Annotated in this window: 11 protein-coding genes; 3 read left to right on the top strand and 8 right to left on the bottom strand. The window is 63.2% G+C overall.

Going from position 1 to position 17,548, the window contains the following annotated elements; all coding sequences use genetic code 11:
• Positions 1-7: 7 nt before the first annotated feature.
• From BMZ66_RS22700 to BMZ66_RS22690, 3 genes are read right to left on the bottom strand one after another with little or no spacing between them, the layout of a single operon-like run.
• Positions 8-937, bottom strand: a complete 930-nt coding sequence (locus tag BMZ66_RS22700) for an alpha/beta fold hydrolase (protein ID WP_092678669.1) — start codon at positions 935-937, stop codon at positions 8-10.
• 20 nt (positions 938-957) lie between these two features.
• A complete protein-coding gene (locus BMZ66_RS22695; RefSeq protein ID WP_092678668.1) occupies positions 958-1,698 on the bottom strand; it encodes an isochorismatase family protein in 741 nt (246 codons plus the stop codon).
• Positions 1,699-1,751: 53 nt separating this feature from the next.
• Entirely contained in the window at positions 1,752-2,132 is a 381-nt protein-coding gene (locus BMZ66_RS22690) for a hypothetical protein (RefSeq protein ID WP_092678667.1), read from the bottom strand.
• Positions 2,133-2,423: 291 nt separating this feature from the next.
• Between BMZ66_RS22690 and BMZ66_RS22685 the strand changes: the two genes are divergently transcribed.
• From BMZ66_RS22685 to BMZ66_RS22675, 3 genes are all read left to right on the top strand, one after another.
• The gene (locus BMZ66_RS22685; protein WP_092678666.1) at positions 2,424-8,384 is read left to right on the top strand and encodes a sigma 54-interacting transcriptional regulator; all 5,961 of its coding nucleotides are present in this window, start codon (positions 2,424-2,426) and stop codon (positions 8,382-8,384) included.
• Between the two features lie 500 nt (positions 8,385-8,884).
• Entirely contained in the window at positions 8,885-9,472 is a 588-nt protein-coding gene (gene kefF, locus BMZ66_RS22680) for a glutathione-regulated potassium-efflux system oxidoreductase KefF (RefSeq protein ID WP_092678665.1), read from the top strand.
• Between the two features lie 11 nt (positions 9,473-9,483).
• Positions 9,484-11,400 (top strand): monovalent cation:proton antiporter-2 (CPA2) family protein, encoded by a 1,917-nt coding sequence (locus BMZ66_RS22675; RefSeq protein WP_092678664.1) that lies wholly within the window; start codon positions 9,484-9,486, stop codon positions 11,398-11,400.
• A 355-nt stretch (positions 11,401-11,755) separates the two neighbouring features.
• Here the strand turns inward: BMZ66_RS22675 and BMZ66_RS22670 are convergent, their stop codons facing one another.
• The 5 genes from BMZ66_RS22670 to BMZ66_RS22650 form a co-directional block, all read right to left on the bottom strand.
• Entirely contained in the window at positions 11,756-13,039 is a 1,284-nt protein-coding gene (locus BMZ66_RS22670) for a sugar MFS transporter (protein ID WP_092678663.1), read from the bottom strand.
• 33 nt (positions 13,040-13,072) lie between these two features.
• Complete coding sequence (locus tag BMZ66_RS22665) at positions 13,073-14,521, bottom strand: glycoside hydrolase family 125 protein (RefSeq protein ID WP_092678662.1); 1,449 nt, start codon at positions 14,519-14,521, stop codon at positions 13,073-13,075.
• Positions 14,522-14,644: 123 nt separating this feature from the next.
• Positions 14,645-15,994: a right-handed parallel beta-helix repeat-containing protein gene (locus BMZ66_RS22660; RefSeq protein WP_092678661.1), complete on the bottom strand. Its 1,350-nt coding sequence runs from the start codon at positions 15,992-15,994 to the stop codon at positions 14,645-14,647.
• Positions 15,995-16,066: 72 nt separating this feature from the next.
• A complete protein-coding gene (locus BMZ66_RS22655; protein WP_092678660.1) occupies positions 16,067-17,080 on the bottom strand; it encodes a zinc-dependent alcohol dehydrogenase in 1,014 nt (337 codons plus the stop codon).
• 55 nt (positions 17,081-17,135) lie between these two features.
• On the bottom strand, positions 17,136-17,543 hold the full coding sequence (locus BMZ66_RS22650; protein ID WP_092678659.1) for a VOC family protein: 408 nt from the start codon (positions 17,541-17,543) through the stop codon (positions 17,136-17,138).
• Positions 17,544-17,548: the final 5 nt, after the last annotated feature.

The following is a 17,548-nucleotide window of genomic DNA, read 5'->3' as shown; positions in this document are numbered from 1 at the left end:
AAATTGATTAAACGTGAAGCGCCGGAACGGCAGCAGAGGATGTCGAAGCAGCCGCGGCAGATTCGGCACCGCGGGAAAAGAAGGTTAGCAATGCCTGGGTCAGATGCTCCGGGGCTTCCTCGGCCACCATGTGCCCGCAGTTGGGAATGATGCCGCCCTCCACGTGCTCGGCCACGGCCGCCAGTTGGGCATGGGTATAGGAGGTGCCATACTGCCCGCCGAGACCGAGCACGGGCAGGGTGAGCTTGCCCCGGGCGATGACTTCGGCAAACTGGTCGGTGGTGGTCAGCGCGTCGCGGTACCAGCCCACGCTGCCGCGCACGCCGCCGGGAGCGGCGTAGGTGCGCAGGTACTCGGCGCGGTCGGCGTCGGTGATGGCGGCCGGGTTGAAGAGCATTAGCCCGTGCAGGTAGTGCCAGAACTCCCGCTCCCGGCCCGTAATGAGCACCTCGGGCAAATCGGCCGCGTGGTTGAAGCCGAAGTGCCAGTAGCCGCCGTAGGTCTCCTGGCGGAAGGTGGTCATTTCGGCCAGGTTCACGGCCGGCAAGGGCTCGTCGAGGTAAGTGAGGGAGGCCACTTCGGTTGGGTGGTGGGCGGCCAGCAGGAAGGCGGGCAGCGCACCCATGTCCCAGCCCACCACGTGTACGGGCCCGGTGGCGGCGGTTTGGGCCAGCAGCTGCCGCAGGTCTGCCACCAGACTCAGGCCGTCGTAGCCGGTGGCGGGCTTGTCGGAGTCGCCGTAGCCGCGCATGTCGGGCGCGACGACGCGGTAGCCGGCGGCCACCAGCGCCGGGGCCACGTGCCGCCAGGTGTAGGAGGTGCCTAGCCAGCCGTGCACCAGCAGCACCGTCGGGCCTTCGCCAGCCGTGCGGTAGTGCAGCTTCACGCCCCCGTTCACGTAGGCCCGGGCGTGGTCGAATTCAGAGTAAGTCAGCATAGCCGGATAAAGTCACGTGGTTACTTCTTGCCCACCTCGGCAGTGTAGCCCGAATAGAAGCCGCCCCAGGCACTGTGCTCCTGGTAAATCTGCCCCAAAGTGGCCCCTTCCGGCTTTTTCCAGTCGCCGAGCAGCTCCGAGCCGAGCGACACCCAGGAGGTCATCACGGCCCCGGCCTGGGTCAGGCGCATCATGGCGGCTTCTTCCACCAGTTTCTCGTTCGAGCCCGAGCAATCGGTCACCACGTACACCTCGTAGCCGGCTTTGAGGGCGTCCAGGGCCAGGTGGGTGGTGCAGTTGTCGATGGAGATACCGGCCAGAATCAGCTTTTTGCGGCCCGTCTTTTTCACGGCTTCCACGAACTTGGGCTCCTGCCAGGCGCTGACCGTGTGCCGCTCAATGCGCGGGGCATCGGGCAGGTACTGGGCCAGGGCCGGGTAGAACTTGCCCCGGAAGCCGCCCTCGTCGCCGATAACGAGCGTGGGCAGCTTGAAGAGCTTGCCGAGCTTGGCCAGGGCCGTCACGTTGTTGTTGTACAGGCTTTTGTCTATGGTCTTCAGGCCGGGGTCGAAGCCGGTTAGAAAGTCTACCATCACCAGCACCGAGTTTTGCGGGGTGAGCTTTTCCAGGTAATTCGGGGGCGTAGCCGCGGCGGCCTTGGGGGGCATTTTTTTCGGGTGCGGGTCCCCGGCCCAGGCGGCGGGCAGGGTGGTCAGGCTGCTGGTCAAAAGCAGAGCGGAAAAGAGCAAGCGGTTTTTCATGGGGTTGAACGTAAAAAGGGTGAGTAGTAAGAAGTGGTACAGGAAAGCCGGCGCTAGGCGGGCAGCAAGGCCAGCACTAAGGGTGGGAGCAGGCACGAGGGCGAAATCAGCCGCTGCCGTCTAGCTCGCTGCCGTCGTTGCGGCATCCGGAGCGAAGCCGGGACTAGTGGCTGGGGCTGCCTTACCGGCTGCTGGGTGGGCCAGGCAGTCAGCAAGCACCAGGCGGCGGCGTAGAGCAACTCCAGTAAGTCGACTTCGAGCAGCAGGTACAGCGCCAGCCGGGCATCGGTTAGCAGGCTGTGGTCGTCTTCCGCTACTACCTGCCCTGGAGCGACGGGGCCGAACCGATACAAGTGGCGGCGTAGAGTCGTCGGCTGGGTTAGCAAATCGGCTCCTTCGTTGAATTGGCCGGGGGGCGGGAAGAAGTAGGACATAGGGGCGGTCAGGAAATTCCACTGGCACAATACTGGTCCGGTGTCTGTCCCCTAAGGCCAAGTGTAGTGCCACTTCGCCAGCAGCAGCCGGTCGGCAAGCACCAAAAGCGCCTTCTGCCTACTGCTGGGGGCCTTTATTGGCATTTAGGGCTACTGGTTGGGCGCTTAACGTGCTCCAGCTAATTGGAATTCTCCAGGCCGAACTCCAATATATTGGAGAACGTGCGGGTATACTTTCGGCCTGTTCGGCTGTTTTGTATTTTCGGTGCTTCAACCTATCGTCATTGCGCTATGCAAGCCAAAACCTCCAACCTGCACAACGGCAACCGGCGGCCGGCCCAGCAGCGGGAGACATCCATGCTGCTGGCCGTTAGCCAGGCCATCGCCACGGTGCGCGACAAGCAAGACCTGTTGCGGCTCGTGTTCGAGCACATCAAGCCGGTGTTTGGTTTTCATGACTGCGGCTTGTTCGTGCTCGACGCCGACGGGGGGCACCACAGCGACTGGACCGTGCTGCTGCCCGAAATTGACCCGTCCGCAGGCAACGTGGCCTTGCGCACGGCGGGCCTGGGGCGGCACCCCCACCCAGGCTCGGTCATTGCTGCCCACATGCAGCAGGCGGCGGCTGGCCCGTTTATCCTCGATTTCGAGCAGGAGCAGCGGCGGCATCCGGACTATCCCTTCTTCCGCATTGCGCTGGCGGAGGGCTACCGCGGGGCCATGGCCGGCCTGTTGCAAGTAGGGGGGCGACCCGTTGGCATGTTTTACGTCAATTCCCAACAAACCAATTTTTTCCAGCCGGCGCAGCTGCCGCTGTTTCAGGCCGTGGCCGACCAGGTAGCCGTAGCCGTAGCCAACATCCTGGCCAATGAGGAAATTGCGGCCCGCGAGCGAGAGAAAACCCAGCTGCTGCGCATCTCCGAAGCCCTGGCCGAGGCGCGCACCCGACGCGAGCTGCTGCAAGTCACCTTCGACCAGGTGCAGGCCGTGCTGCCCTTCGCCGACGCCGGCCTGTTCGAGGTGCGGCCCGATGGCACCAACCGCGACTTCACCGTGGAAGAGCTGCTGCAAGGCCTGCCACTGACCAACGTGCTTCACCAGGCCGGCGTGCACGGCTTTTTGCCCCCCCACGCCGCCGTCGACTACTTCCTGCACGAGCCGCGCATTCAGTCCCTGGCCTGGCTGCAAGCGAACATGCCGGGCCACCCGCACTACCCTTACCTGCAAAAAACCGGCCTGCTAGAAATCCTGGGCGGGCCGCTGCTGCACAACGGCCGCGTCATTGGCATGCTCTGCTTCTGGGCCCGCGAAACGGGTGCCTTCCATCCCCGGCAGTTCCCCCTGTTCAAGCAACTTGCCAGCCTCGTGGCTACGACGGTGGCCAACGTTCTGGCCCGCGAGGAGATTCTGGCCCGCGAGCGGGAGAAGGCCACGCTGCTGCGCATCAGCAGCGCCCTGGTCACCATTCGGGACCGGCGCCAGCTCTTCCGCGTCATCTACGACGACATCCGGCCCATTTTTCCCTACGACAGCGCCGGCCTGTTTGTCGTGGATGAGCCGGCCCAGACCCACTCCGAAATCACCGACGACTACATCCTCGACTCCGACGACGAGCGGCTGCTGGAGGCCGAGGTTGGCCGGGGACCATTTGCGCATCCGGGCTCGGTCGTCGAGTACATCATGCAACAGCCCGGGCCGAGACTCTACGATTTGGAGGCACTGGCTCAAACTCATTCTCACCCCCAACTTCCGCTTATGCTGGAAACGGGCTACCGCCAACTTATTGCCGGGCCCCTGGTCACGGGCGGGCGGACCTTTGGCATGGTGTGCTTCAACGCCAAGGTGGCAGACCGGTATTCGGCCCAGGACCTGCCTTTGTTTCAAGCCATTACCGAGCAGTTGGCCGTCGTTGTCTCCAACATCCTGGCCCACGAGGAAATCGTGGCCCGCGAAGCCGAAAAAAGCGCCCTGCTCTCCATCAGCGAAGCCATTGCCACGGTGCGTAACCAAGAAGATTTGCTGGGCATCATTCTCACCCGCATCAAACCCCTGCTCCCCTTCTACGATTGCGGCATTTTGGTCGTGGACAAGCCAGGGCAGCGCTACCTGGATTTGGCAACCATCCATCCCACCGTCGACGACTCTGAGGTAAACCACCACCTGCACCAGGCCGGTATTTACGATGCCGGCGGCTTGCCCTACCCCGGCTCGGCGGTGGAGTGGCTCGTGCAGCAAATGACGGCGGCCCCGGGCCCGGTGTTGTTTGATTACCGGGCCGACAACACGCATTTTTCCGACGCGGCGTTGCTGGAAACCCTGCGGCAACTCGGTTACTGTGAAGGGCTGGCGGGCTTGTTGCAAACCGGGGGCCAAGCCTTCGGCTGCTTCGTGGTCAATGCCCGGCAGCCTGGGCAATTCCAGCCCGTGCAGTACCGCTTGTTTCAAAGCATCACCGAGCAGCTCTCGGTGGCCGTGGCCAACATTCTGGCCAACGCGGAATTGCAGGAGCGGGAACGGGAAAAAACCGTATTGCTGTCCATCAGCGAGGCGCTAGCCACGATTCGCGATAAGAATCAGTTGTTGCAAACGGTGTTCGAGAAAGTGCGCCCCCTGCTGCGGTTTCACGACACCGGGCTTTTCGTACTGGACAAATCGCAGCAGTTTATCGAGGATTGGGCCGTCACCCTACCGGATGTCAGCCCTTCGGAAGCCAACGTGAAGCTGCGAGCCGCCGACGCAGGCCGTATTCCGTATCCTGGTTCGGCCATGGAGTACGCCGTGGGCCAACTGCGGGCGGCACCGGGCCCGCGCGTGTTTGCCTACACCGAGGAGCTTATTGCACAGTTTCCGGACTATCCGCAGTTCGTTGTGCTGCGGGAGGTGGGCTACAAGGAATCGGTAGGGGCGCTGCTGCGGACCGACCAGGGCGAGTTAGGAATCCTGTTTTTCAACTCGGTGACGGAAAATCATTTCACGCCCGCGCAATTCCACCTGGTGCAAACCATCGCCGACCAGGTGGCCGTGGCTGTGGCCAACATCCTGGCCAACGAAGAATTACGGGCCCGTGAGCAGGAAAAAGCCTTACTACTGGCCGTCAGCGAAGCCATTGCCACGGTGCGCGGTAAAGAGGAGCTGTTTCGCATCTTCAACGAGCAGCTACGCCCGGTGCTTGGCTACGATTATGCTTCCGTGCTAGTCATTGACCACTTGGCCCGGGCGTACCGGCACTTCTTAATCATTGCTGATGAACCGCTGGAACACAACCCGCTCTACCAGGAAGCCCAGCGTCCCCGGCCCTTCAACGACTTCATCGAAAAGGCTTTGGCCTCGGAAGTGCCGCTTACCTACCGGCCGGCAGAGTTAATCGAGCAGTTTCCGCAGGGACCGGGATTGCGGCTGCAAGTCCAGCTCGGCATCGAGCAGTCGGTGGTGTTCTCGCTCCAGCACGCCGGGCAGGTGATAGGGTTGTTTATTCTGCACAACACCCAGGATAAAAACCTGGGAACCACGTTCCATCCCTTGTTTCGCAACCTTGCCAATCAGGTAGCCGTGGCCGTGGCCAATATCCTGGCCAACGAGGAGATTGTGACGCGCGAGCAAGAGAAGACCGTGTTGCTGGCCATCAGCAACGTCATTGCCACCATCAACAACAAAGCCCAACTGTTGCGGCTCCTCTTTGAGCAGGTGCGGCCGCTGTTTGACTTCGACGACGCGGGCCTAGCGGTCTTGGGGTCCGACGGACGGCACTACAACGATTGGGTGGCCCAGTACGCCGACGTGCTCTCGCCCGACATCGCCGCTAAGCAAACCGCCGACCATCGGTTTGCTTGGGGCGGCTCCTTGCTGGAGCACGCCGCCCGCGAGGTGACGGCGGCCGGGCATCCCTTGGTATACTCCCTCACGCCCGCTCTGGCCGAACAGTGGTCAGAGGCTACCTATTTGTCGACCGAACTGGCCGACGAGCAGCAGGAGGTTCTGGCCACGACGCTACGGGCCGGGGGCCAGTTGTTGGGCTTATTTAACATCAACAGCAAGCGCAAAGGCCACCTTAGCACCATCAACCACTTCATTTTCCAGGCGGTAGCCGACCAAGTGGCCGTGGCGGTGGCCAACATTCTGGCTAACGAGGAGCTGCGGGCCCGCGAGCAGGAGAAGACCATGCAGCTAGCGGTCAACAATGCCTTGGTCAGCAGCAAGAACCGCGAAAGCCTATGCCGGACCTTGGCCGAGCAAATGAATCAGCTGGTGCCCTTTTCCTTGTTCGTGCTCTGCATCTGGTCGCCCGCCGACGAGACCCGCTTCCAGGCCACGCTGCGCCGCCAGCCCGACGGCCAGTTCGTGTCCATCCAGCGCGAGGTGCAGCAACTGTTTCCGCCCGCGCTTAGCCCGCCGCAGCGCCGGGCCTTGTTTGAGTCGCCCGGCGTGTTTGCCGGGGCCGCGTTCGAGGACTTGTGCCGGCAGTATCCGCTCTATGCCTTCGTGCGCGAGCAGTTTGGCGTGCACTCCCACCTGCGCCTCTCGCTAAGCGAGCTGGCCGGAGCCGAGGCCTCCATTGTTGTATCCGGCCCCGGCCCCGAGGATTTCCAGGAAGTTGACTACGCGACCCTGCAGCACCTCCTTCCTCAGATTACGCTGGCCCTCGACAACCTGCTGGCCTTTGAGCGCCTGGACCAGCAGCGCCGCGAAAAAGCCTCCCAGGTGGCCACCACCAATGCCCTAACCAGCGACCAACCCTTCAACGAGCTGGTGCGTAGCTTGGCGGCGCCCATCGATTCGCTGGTGCCCTGCGACCTGGTGCATTTGTGCCTGCTGCCGCCCCACGCCGCGGGGGTCGAAGCCGACGTGGCCGTGGTCAAGGAGGGCGGGCGGTTTCAGCCCCTGCCCCGGGCCGAGGTGTTGCGCCACCTGCCCGCCGAAACCCTGGCCGCCGGCTTCGAGGAGCTGCGGGCCCTGGCAACCCAAACCCGGCTGTACGTAGGCGACGAAGTGCCCCCCGTCTTGGGTGCCAGCGGCTTGCTGCACTATCTGCACCAGGCCCAGGCCATGCGGGCTTTTCTGCTCGTGCCCCTGCGGGTGAACGGGCTGGTGGCCGCCGGCTTGCTGCTGGCCCACCGCTTCGCCTACGGCTTTGCCGCCGCCGACGTGGCCAAAATCGAGGCCCTGGCCGCCCAGATGGCCCTTGCCTTGGGCAACCGGTTCGCCTTTGCCGAAATTGCCACCCTGCAGCAGCAGCTGGCCGAGGAGAACAGCTACCTGCAGGACGAAATCAAGACTACCCACAACTTCGAGGAAATCATTGGCACCAGCCCCGCCATCCTGGCTGTGTTCCAGCAAGTCAGCCAGGTGGCGGCCACCGATACGACTGTGTGCATTGGCGGCGAAACCGGCACTGGCAAAGAACTCATTGCCCGCGCCCTGCACAACCTCTCGCCCCGCAAGAACCGCTTGCTGGTGAAAGTAAACTGCGCGGCCCTGCCCGCGCAACTAATTGAGTCGGAGCTGTTCGGCCACGAAAAGGGCGCCTTTACCGGCGCCCACGAGCGGCGCATCGGCAAATTCGAGCTGGCCGACGGCGGCAGCATCTTCCTGGATGAAATCGGCGAGCTGCCCCTGGAGCTGCAAGCCAAGCTGCTGCGCGTGCTGCAGGAGAGGGAAGTGGAGCGCGTGGGGGGCAAAGGCCCGATTCGCACCGACGTGCGCATTATTGCCGCCACCAACCGCGACCTGCAGCAGGAAGTGCAGGCCGGCCGCTTCCGGCAGGATTTGTACTATCGCTTGCTAGTGTTTCCCCTGCTGCTGCCCCCGCTGCGGGAGCGGCGCGAAGACATTCCGGCCCTGGCCACCCACTTCCTGTTTCAGTTTGCCAAGAAGATGGGCAAGCCCCACAAGGGCATCGCGCCCAAAGCCATGCACGAGCTCATGGCCTACGACTGGCCCGGCAACATTCGCGAGCTGCAGCACACGCTGGAGCAGGCCGTTATTGTCTCCACGAAGCCCCTGTTGGAGCTGGCCCGGCCACTGGCCGCCGCCCCGGCGCCAGTATCTGAAGCCGACCGCCCAGCAGTATTTCGCCAGCTTAGCCTCGATGAAATGGAGCGACAGCATATCCTGGCCACCCTGCGCTACACCGGCGGGCGCATTCGCGGCAGCGGGGGGGCCGCGGAGTTGCTCGCCATTAAAGCCACGACACTGGAAGCGCGCATGAAAAAGCTTGGCGTCAGCAAAAGCTACCTGCACCAAGCAATTGTTTAATAAAGCTTTACGTGGTTCTCTCGATTAACACATTTCCACCCGCTGACCATAGTAGGTGCCACAGGGCAACTCTGGGTGAAGAGCAAGCCAATATGCCCTACAGCCCGTAACTAAACTTCACCACTTCGCGAAATACATTTCGACCAGTGAGTAGTAGCCAGACCAAGGGGTGTGCCCGGTTTATCAAACTGCTCTTAGGCAGTGGCAGGCAACAAGTGTCCGGCGGGCAACTCAGTCGCGAGTGTTTTTTGAACTATCAAATACTTATAAGGTCGCGCCGGTTTAACGCAACAGAGCATTACGGGAGCCATAAGTGCCTGAATTGGTTTTGCACCAACACTATTTCTCGCCCTGCAATTGCATGAACTAATCCTGCCGTACTAACCGACTCGCCTGGTGACTTTATTTAGCTGTCGACGGTGTGCAGGCCCCGCACTGCTGTCGCTCGCCGTGAACCATATAACTTGTCCGAGATTTACGATTTTCCTTATTTGCGTCATATGGCTCGTATTCTGGTTCAATTTGCGCATCCGGCGCTGGAGAAGTCCCGGGTGAACCGGCGGCTGATTGCGGCGGTGGAGTCGTTGGACTTTGTGACGGTCAATGATTTGTACGAGCAGTACCCCGACTTTGACATCGATGTGAACCGGGAGCAGGAGCTGCTCTTGGCCCACGACTACGTGGTGTTGCACCACCCGTTTTACTGGTACAGCGCGCCGGCCTTGATAAAGCAGTGGGAAGATTTGGTGCTGGAACACGGTTGGGCCTACGGGCGCACCGGCAATGCTTTGGCGGGCAAGCGTATGTTGAGCGTTATCACTACCGGCGGCCAGCGGGAAGCCTACCAGGAAACGGGCGCTAACCGCTACACCATTCAGCAGCTGCTCGTTCCCTTCGAGCAAACGGCCCGGCTCTGCCGGATGGAGTACCTGCCGCCCTTCGTGGTGCACGGCTCGCTGCGCATCACGGAGGCGGAAATTGAGGCCGCGGGCGCCCGCTACCGCGCGTTGCTCACGCTGCTGGCCACCGGCCAGGCCGCGGAATACGCCGCCGCCCAGGCACCCTTTCTTACCGATTTGGCCCACTAATTCCATGCTTTATGAGTCAAGCTGTTTTGCTGCAAGCGTTGGTGTACCTGGCGGCGGCGGTGCTGTTTGTGCCGCTGGCCAAGCGCTTTGGGTTGGGCTCGGTGCTGGGGTACCTGCTGGCCGGGATGGCCATTGGGCCGGCCGGGCTGGGGCTGGTCGGCGCGGAGGGCCAGGACGTCATGCACGTGGCGGAGTTTGGCGTCGTGATAATGCTGTTTCTGGTGGGCCTGGAACTGGAGCCGGCCGTGCTCTGGAAGCTCCGCACGCCGATTCTCGGGCTCGGTGGCCTGCAAGTGGTCGTGACGGCGCTGGCCCTGGCCGGGCTGGCCCTGGTGGCCGGCATCGCGTGGCAATCGGCGGTGGCCCTGGGCCTGATTCTGGCCCTGTCGTCGACGGCGATTGTGCTGCAGACCTACAAAGAGCAGCACCAGTTGGGCACCCCGGCCGGGCAAGGCACGTTCGCCGTGCTGCTGTTCCAGGACATTGCCGTCATCCCGATTCTGGCCCTGTTGCCCTTGCTGGCGACGCAGCCCGCCGCGGCCAGTGGGGCTGCTGCCGACCACAACTGGTTGGCCGCCGCCCCGGGCGGGGTGCGCGCCCTGGCGTTGGTGGCGGCGGTCGCGGGCGTGGTGGGGCTGGGCAAGTACGGGATGCGGCCCGTGTTCCGCTTGGTGGCCCGCAGCGGCTTGCGCGAAGTATTTATTGCCACGGCGTTGTTGCTGGTGGGCGGCGTGGCGCTGCTCATGGAGTTGGTGGGGCTGAGCCCGGCGCTGGGCGCCTTTGTCGCGGGCGTGGTGCTGGCTACCAGCGAGTACAAGCACGAAATCGAGAGCGACATCGACCCCTTCAAAGGCTTGTTGCTGGGGTTATTTTTCATGTCGGTGGGCGCGGCCATCGACTTCAAGTTGATTCGGGAAAACTCCGGGCTGATAGCCGGGGCGGTGGGGGCCATTATGCTGGTCAAAACGGCGGTGCTATTACTTCTGGGGCAACGGTTCACCGGCAACCGGGCCCAGAACGTAACGCTGGCGCTAGGCCTGAGCCAGGTGGGGGAATTTGCGTTCGTGCTGCTGTCCTTTAGCTCCCAAAACGGCATTTTGCCCGCTAGTCTCACCAGCATTGCCACGGCCGTGGTGGCCCTCAGCATGGCACTGACGCCGCTGGTGTTCCTGCTGAACGAGCGGGTGCTTCAGCCCCGCTTCGGGCCGTCGGCTGCCCCTGAGCGAGCGGCCGATCCGATTGCGGAAAAGAACCCCGTCATCATCGCCGGCTTTGGCCGGTACGGCAACGTCGTGGGGCGTTTTTTACGCGCCAACGACATCGGCACCACCGTACTGGATTTTGACGCCGACCGCGTGGAAACGCTGCGGCAGCTGGGCATGCCCGTGTACTACGGCGACGCCTCCCGGTACGACTTGCTGCACGCAGCCGGGGCCAGCCAAGCCAAAGTCCTCATCCTCGCCCTGGATTCGGCGGAGCGGACGCTGGCGCTCGTGACGCTCGTGCGGCGTCACTTTCCCCACCTGCGCATCCTGGTGCGGGCCCACGACCGCGCCGACGCCTACGAGTTCATCGACGCCGGCCTGGCCCACGTGTACCGCGAAACCGTGGACAGTTCCCTGCGCCTGGGCGTGGACGCCCTGCGGCTGCTGGGCGTGCGCGCCTACCACGCCCAACGCGCCGCCCGCACCTTCCTGCGCCACGACGAGCGGGCCCTGCGCGAGCTGGCGGCCGTGCGCAAAGACCGCAAAACCTATTTCAGCACCGCCCGCCAGCGCATCCAGGAGCTGCAAGCGCTCCTGCATTTTGACGCGGCCAACGCAAACCTACGGGAAGTAGACGAAGGCTGGGACAACGACTCCTTGCGCCAGGAAGCGCCGCCCGCCCCGACCACGCCCGTTCTCCCTCAGCCCCCCTCGGGGTCGTGAACCCCATCGTCAGTCTTTCACCAGTGGCAAAGCAGGCTTGGCGGTACCCCCGCCATTGTTAACCACGCCCGCCGCAACTAAGATAAGGTATGATAACCTTTACTTATCATATCTTATCTGCAAGGATAGGCTACCCGAAACGGTGGCTTATTCTTTATCGACATAGGTAGCGATAAGTAAGAGCCATCATGACCGTGTCCAAGCGCTTTGCCGGTTTGGGAAAGCCCCACCGTCGACGGATATTGGGAAGGTCTACCGCCAGCGGCAAGCCGAACTGACTGGGCAATCATTGCCGGGAACGACATGCAGAAGGCGGAAAGGCGGGGCCATACCGAAGCACCGCCGGCTTAATATTCTAAATCGCCGCCGTGGCGGGCATGACCGCCCGGCGGCTGCCGCGCAGCCCGTACCAGACGATGTAGGCGTAGCAAAGCACCGGCAGCAGCAGCGCCAGGCGCAGGCCGCCCTGGTCGGCCACGAAGCCAAACAGCATCGGCACCAGCGCCCCGCCCACAATGGCCGTGCACAGCAGCCCGGAGGCGGCCTCGGTGTGGCGGCCGAGCCCGGCCACGGCCAGCGTAAAGATGGTCGAGAACATGAGCGAGTTCATCAACCCCACGGTCAGCAGGCCCCACATGGCCACCGCGCCCGTGCTGTTGATGGAAACCAGCACCAGCGCAATGGCGCCCACGGCGTTGAAGGCCAGCAGCTTGCCGGGCGAGAACTTGTTGAGCAGATACGCCCCGGCAAACCGGCCCACCATGGCGGCAAACCAGTACAGCGCCACCCGGTCGCCGGCCGCTTTCGGCGACAGGCCCAGCACGTCGGGCAAGGCCAGGTAGCTTACAATGTGCGAGCCGATGGCCACCTCGGCGCCCACGTAGGCGAAGATGCCCACCACGCCCAGCACCAGGTGCCGGTAGTGCCAGGCCTGGGACGCGTCGGCGGCTGGGGCGTCGGCCGCGGCGTGCGTGATTTGGGGGAGGTTGACCCGGCTCAGCAGCAGGCTGATGAGCAGCAGCACGGTGCCAATGACGAGGTAGGGCACCTGCACGGCCGTTACGTCGATGGTTGCCGCGCTGGCGGCCGTGTCCAGCTGGGGCAGGTGGCTTAGAATGAGGGCACTGCCCAGCAGCGGCGCCAAAAATGTGCCCAGCGAGTTGAACGCCTGCGTGAGCGTGAGCCGCGCCGACGCCGAACGCGCCGGGCCCAGAATGGCCACGTACGGGTTGGCCGCCACCTGCAGCACCGTGATGCCCGAAGCCAGCACGAACAGCGCCCCCAGAAACAGCCCGTACACCCGCTGCGCCGCCGCCGGATAAAACAAGAACGCGCCCACCGCCGCCACCCCGAAACCCACCAGCATCCCGCGCTTGTAGCCGATGCGGGCCACCAGCTTGCCCGCCGGAATGCTCACCAGGAAAAACGCCCCAAAAAAGCACAGGTTAATCAGGTTGGCCTGCGCGAAGGAAAGCTGAAAAATGGCCTTGAGGTAGGGAATCAGAATGTCGTTGAGGCAGGTGATGAACCCCCACAGGAAAAACAGCGTGGTCACGGCGCTCAGCGCCGACGCGTAGCGTGCCTGCGGGTGGGTGCCCGTAACGGGCGGGCTTGAAAGGGTAGGGGAGACAGATGCCATGGAAGAATTTGAAAGAATACAGCAGCCGGACCGCTAAACCGGCCGGCTCAATAAATAGGGTTTCTCATCGGCTATTTTGACGATGAACTCGCCGAACAGGGTGTTGGCCCAGGCAAACCACTTGCGGGTGAATTTGCTGGCGTCGTCCTTGTTGAAGGACTCGTGCATGAAGCCGGTGCCCGCGTGCGTGGCCTTCAGCGTTTTCAGGCTATTCAGGATGTCCTCGTCCCGGTTAGAGGTCAGGGCCCGCATGATGACGCTCATGGGCCAGATGTTGTCCTTGCCGGCGTGGGGGCCGGAAATGCCTTCGGCTACCGTGCCCTTGGCGTAGTAGGGGTTGTCGCCGTGGGAGAGCAGGAAGCGGCGGGTGTTCTGGTAAATTTCCTCGTCTTCGGGCCCGATGGCGCCCAGGTAGGGCAGCGAAAGCAGGCTCGGCACGTTGGCATCGTCAATCAAATAAAACGAGCCCGAGCCGTCGATTTCGTAGGCCAGCATCCGGCCAAATTTCTTGTGCTCGATAACCGCGTGTTCCTTCAGGGCCGCGTGCACTTCGTCGGCCAGGGCCGTGCACTCGGCCGCGAAATCCATCTGCTGAAAAAGGGCGGCTGTCATCTCCGCCAGCTGCCGCAACGACTTCACTGCGAAGAAATTGGACGGAATCAGGTACGGAAACACCGTCCCGTCGTCCGAGGGCCGAAACACCGAGCAGATGAGGCCGTTGGGCTTGGCCAAGTTGCCGTTGCCGGCGGCGGCGGCGGTGTCCGAAGGCCACTTGGTGACGCGCTGAAAGTGGTACGGGCCGGGGTTTTCCTTGCGCTGTTGCTCCTTGAACGTCTTCACGATGAGCTGCATGGATGCCAGCCAGTCTTTATTGAAGCACGCCGGGTCGCCGCCCGCTTTCCAATAGCCGTGCGCCAGCCGGATGACGTAGCACAGCGAATCGACTTCCCACTTCCGCTCGTGCACGCCGGGCTTCATGTCGGTTTCGGCTTTGCGCCACTCCGCCGTGCGGCTGGCGTCCTGGTAAAAGGCGTTGGCATAGGGGTCAATCTGCACGTTGCGGGCGTGCCGGTTGATGACGCCGGTGATGAGGCGTTCCAGTGCCGGGTCCTGCTTCATAAACGGCAGGTAGGGCCACACCTGCGCCGACGAATCGCGCAGCCACATGGCGTCGATGTCGCCGGTTATCACGTAGGTGTCGGGCTTGCCGTTCACCTCGCCCACCGTCACGGTGGTGTCCAGGGTGTTGGGGAAGCAATTGGCAAACATCCAGGCCAGCTCTGGGTCTTTGATTTTTTTCTGGACCTTGCTGATTTGCGCTTCAATGGCCTTGCTGGTAAACCGCCGGTCCTTCAGCGCCGGGCGCTGCGAGATGAACGGCGCAGCCGGTCCCAGGCCCTGCGCATAATCCGCAAAAGGAGCCAGCGTGAAGCTAGCCCCCAGCAGGGCGGCATCCCGTAGGAATTGTCGTCTTTGAAGCATAAAGCAGGGTTGAATAAGTGGGAGGGAGGTGGGGGCGGTAAACTCGACTGCTACCCTGGGGCCGCTTTAGGAGCGGGCTGGCGGCGAGCTGCGCTGGTGGGCGCCCACGGGCCACGGAAGTGCTTACTGCTCGTAAGCACCCCGGTCGCGGGCACCGCGCTGCGGGCGTTTCTTGCCCACGAGGTCGGTGGGCTGGGGCAGCTCGTCGCAGCCGGAGTCGCGAGCGAGGCTGCCTTTGGCCAGGCGGAAATTGCCCTTGCTCAGGTCGGTTTGGGCGTTGAGAAACCCGGGGTCGGCCACGAGGTCGTGCGGGCCGCTCATTACCTGCTGGGCCGCGGGGTAGAGGTTGTAGTCCCAGCGAATGTTGGTGTTGCGGTTGTTGCCCGTAACCTTGCCGCCGGGCTTAGGCACGATGATGTTATTGAGGATAACCACGTCTTCGGAGCGGTTGGCAAACAACTCCTCGTAGCCCACCACTTGCCCGTTGCAGTAGGTGGTGTTGTTGACGATGTCGACGTGCTTGGTGCGGAAGGTGTGAATGCCCGAGCCGCCGTTGTAGGCACTCACGTTGTTAGCAATCAGGGCGCGGCCTTTCCACTCAGGGCGCTTGGCTTCTTCGGGCTTGGGCGCGGCGGCCGGGGCCACAATGGCGTCGCCGTTGGGGTTGGTGGCGCCGGGCGTGGCCGTGGGTTGGTCGGTCACGTCGAGCAGGATGCCGTTGCCGTCGCTGAGCTTGCCGGTGCGGTCCCAGGGTACCTGGGTTTTGTTGTTCCACACTAGGTTGCGCCGAATGATGATGTGGTAGCCCGGCGAGTCGTCGTGCGCCCAGTTTTCCAGCAAGGTGATGCCGGAGCCCGCGTAGCGCATAAACCAAGCGTTGTTGAACACTTGGCAATCCTCAATGGTGAGGTAGTCGATTTTTAGGCCGGTGATGCCGCCGCCCGCGCACTTGCCTACCACGCACCGGCGAATGACGACGTGGTGGGGCATGGCATTTGGCGGGTTCTGGCGGCCATCGAAGCAAATGCCGTTGGTGTTGAAGTAGGGGTTGGCCTTGGCATTCTTGGCGTCGGCCTTGGCTTCGTCCAGCGAAATGGCGTCGTTGTTGCCCATCACCGTCAGCCCCTCGAACACGTGATACGAGCTGCGGATTTGAATGCCCGTCCAGCCAATGGGGTGCACCACGGGGCGCTGGCCGGGGGCCGCCTTCCACGTAATCCACGCATCGGGCCGGCCCGAGCGCTCCACCGACACCACGGCCCCGCCGTCGCCGGTGTTGTCGTTGGAATAGACCCCGTCGCTGATGAGCACCACGTCGCCGGGGTTCACCAAATCGGCAGCCTTTTGCAGGCTGCGGAAAGCCGTTTTCCGGGTTTTGCCGTTGTTGGCGTCGTTGCCGGTGCCAGCCACGTACCACGTTCCGGCAAAGGCCGTGTGGGAGAGCAGGAGCAGAAGGAAAAGCGTAGGTTTCATGGAAGGAAAGGCCTAAGGGTACAAGCGCCGCGTCGGTGCACGGTTGAGATGCTGGCTAGCGTCGAGGCCTGCTCATGAGCACTGAAGCAGGTATTTCATGCCCGCCGGGTTGCGGTCGATGGCGTCGAATACCGACTGTGCCTCGGCGAGCGGCGCGACTTGCGTGATGAGTTCCTCCAGCGGCAGCGCGCCGCTTTCGGCCAGGGCAATGGCTTCCTCGAAGTCCTCGGGCTCGTACACGCGCACGCCGATGAGCTGCAGCTCGCGCCAGAACACCCGGAACAAATCGACTGGCTTGGGCTCGGCGTGGATGGCCACCATCACCATGCGGCCGCGGGCACGGGGCAACTGCGTCATGGCGGCTACGCCGGCCGCCACGCCCGATACTTCGAACACCACATCGGCCATGGCGCCGCTGGTGAAGCGCTCCACTTCCGCTACCAGGTCCGAGGTACTCGGGTTGACGGTATCCAAATCCAGGGAGTGTGCCAACTCCAGCCGGGCAGCGTTTACTTCCGAAACGAGTACCCGCGCGCCCTTCTGCCGCGCCACCAGCGCAATGAGAATGCCGATGGGGCCGCCGCCGATGACCACGACGTATTCCCCGGCCTGTACCCGGCCCAGGCGCACGTCGTGGCAGGCCACGGCCAGCGGCTCAATCATGGCGCCCAGCGTCAGGGGCAGGCTATCGGGCAGACGGTGCAGGGTGTGGGCCGGCACGTTCCAATGGCTTTGCATGCCGCCGGGCGTGTCGATGCCGATGAACTTGAGGTTTTTACCGATGTGGTGCTGGCCGTTATCGGAGGGGTCTTCGGTGCCGGGCTGCAGGGGGCGCACCGTCACGCGGTCGCCCACCTGCCACCCGCTCACACCCTCGCCAATAGCCGCGATTTCGGCCGAGACTTCGTGGCCGATTACTTGCGGCAGAGAAAGCCGGTGCGGCATGGCGCCATGGTAGAGGTGCACGTCGGTGCCGCACACGCCGCAGTAGGCAACTTGCAGCTGCACCTCGCCGGGAGCGGGCGGCACGGCGGCTGTGGGCTCAACACGGAAGGTTTGATTGCCGGTGAAAAGGAGGGTGCTCATGGGTGGGAAATGAGGTTGTTATTGTTGGGGATTGTGCGCGGCGCCGGGGGTGAGGTTATTCCAGCGGACCACGCTCCAGGAGCTGCAGCATGTTGCCTTCGGGGTCGTAGAAATTGCGGACGCGGCCACCGCCAATGGCGGGCATTACTTCGCCGCCCCACTGCACGCCGTGCTCGTCGAGATGGCGCATGGCTTGGTCCAGGTCCGTGATGCGCAGGGCCAGGTGCGACCAGCCGGGCGTCCAAGTGGTGCGCTTGGGGCGCGGGGTGTCGTCGCGGGGCATGATTTCGAGCAGCGAGTTGTCCGGGCCCCGCAGCATCCAGACCACTTTGCCGGTGGCCTCATTGCGGTATTCAAACCAGCGCGTGTAGCCCAAAACGGTGCAGTACCACTCGGTCAATCCTTCGATATTGGCAACAGCCAGCCCGGGGTGGTCTACCCCAGTAAAAGTTAAGCCGTTCATTTACA

The sequence above is a fragment of the Hymenobacter arizonensis genome (genome assembly GCF_900115775.1).
GTDB classification, from domain to species: domain Bacteria; phylum Bacteroidota; class Bacteroidia; order Cytophagales; family Hymenobacteraceae; genus Hymenobacter; species Hymenobacter arizonensis.
The sequence above is the reverse complement of the archived record's forward strand: the minus strand, read 5'-3'. Positions and strand labels throughout refer to the sequence as shown.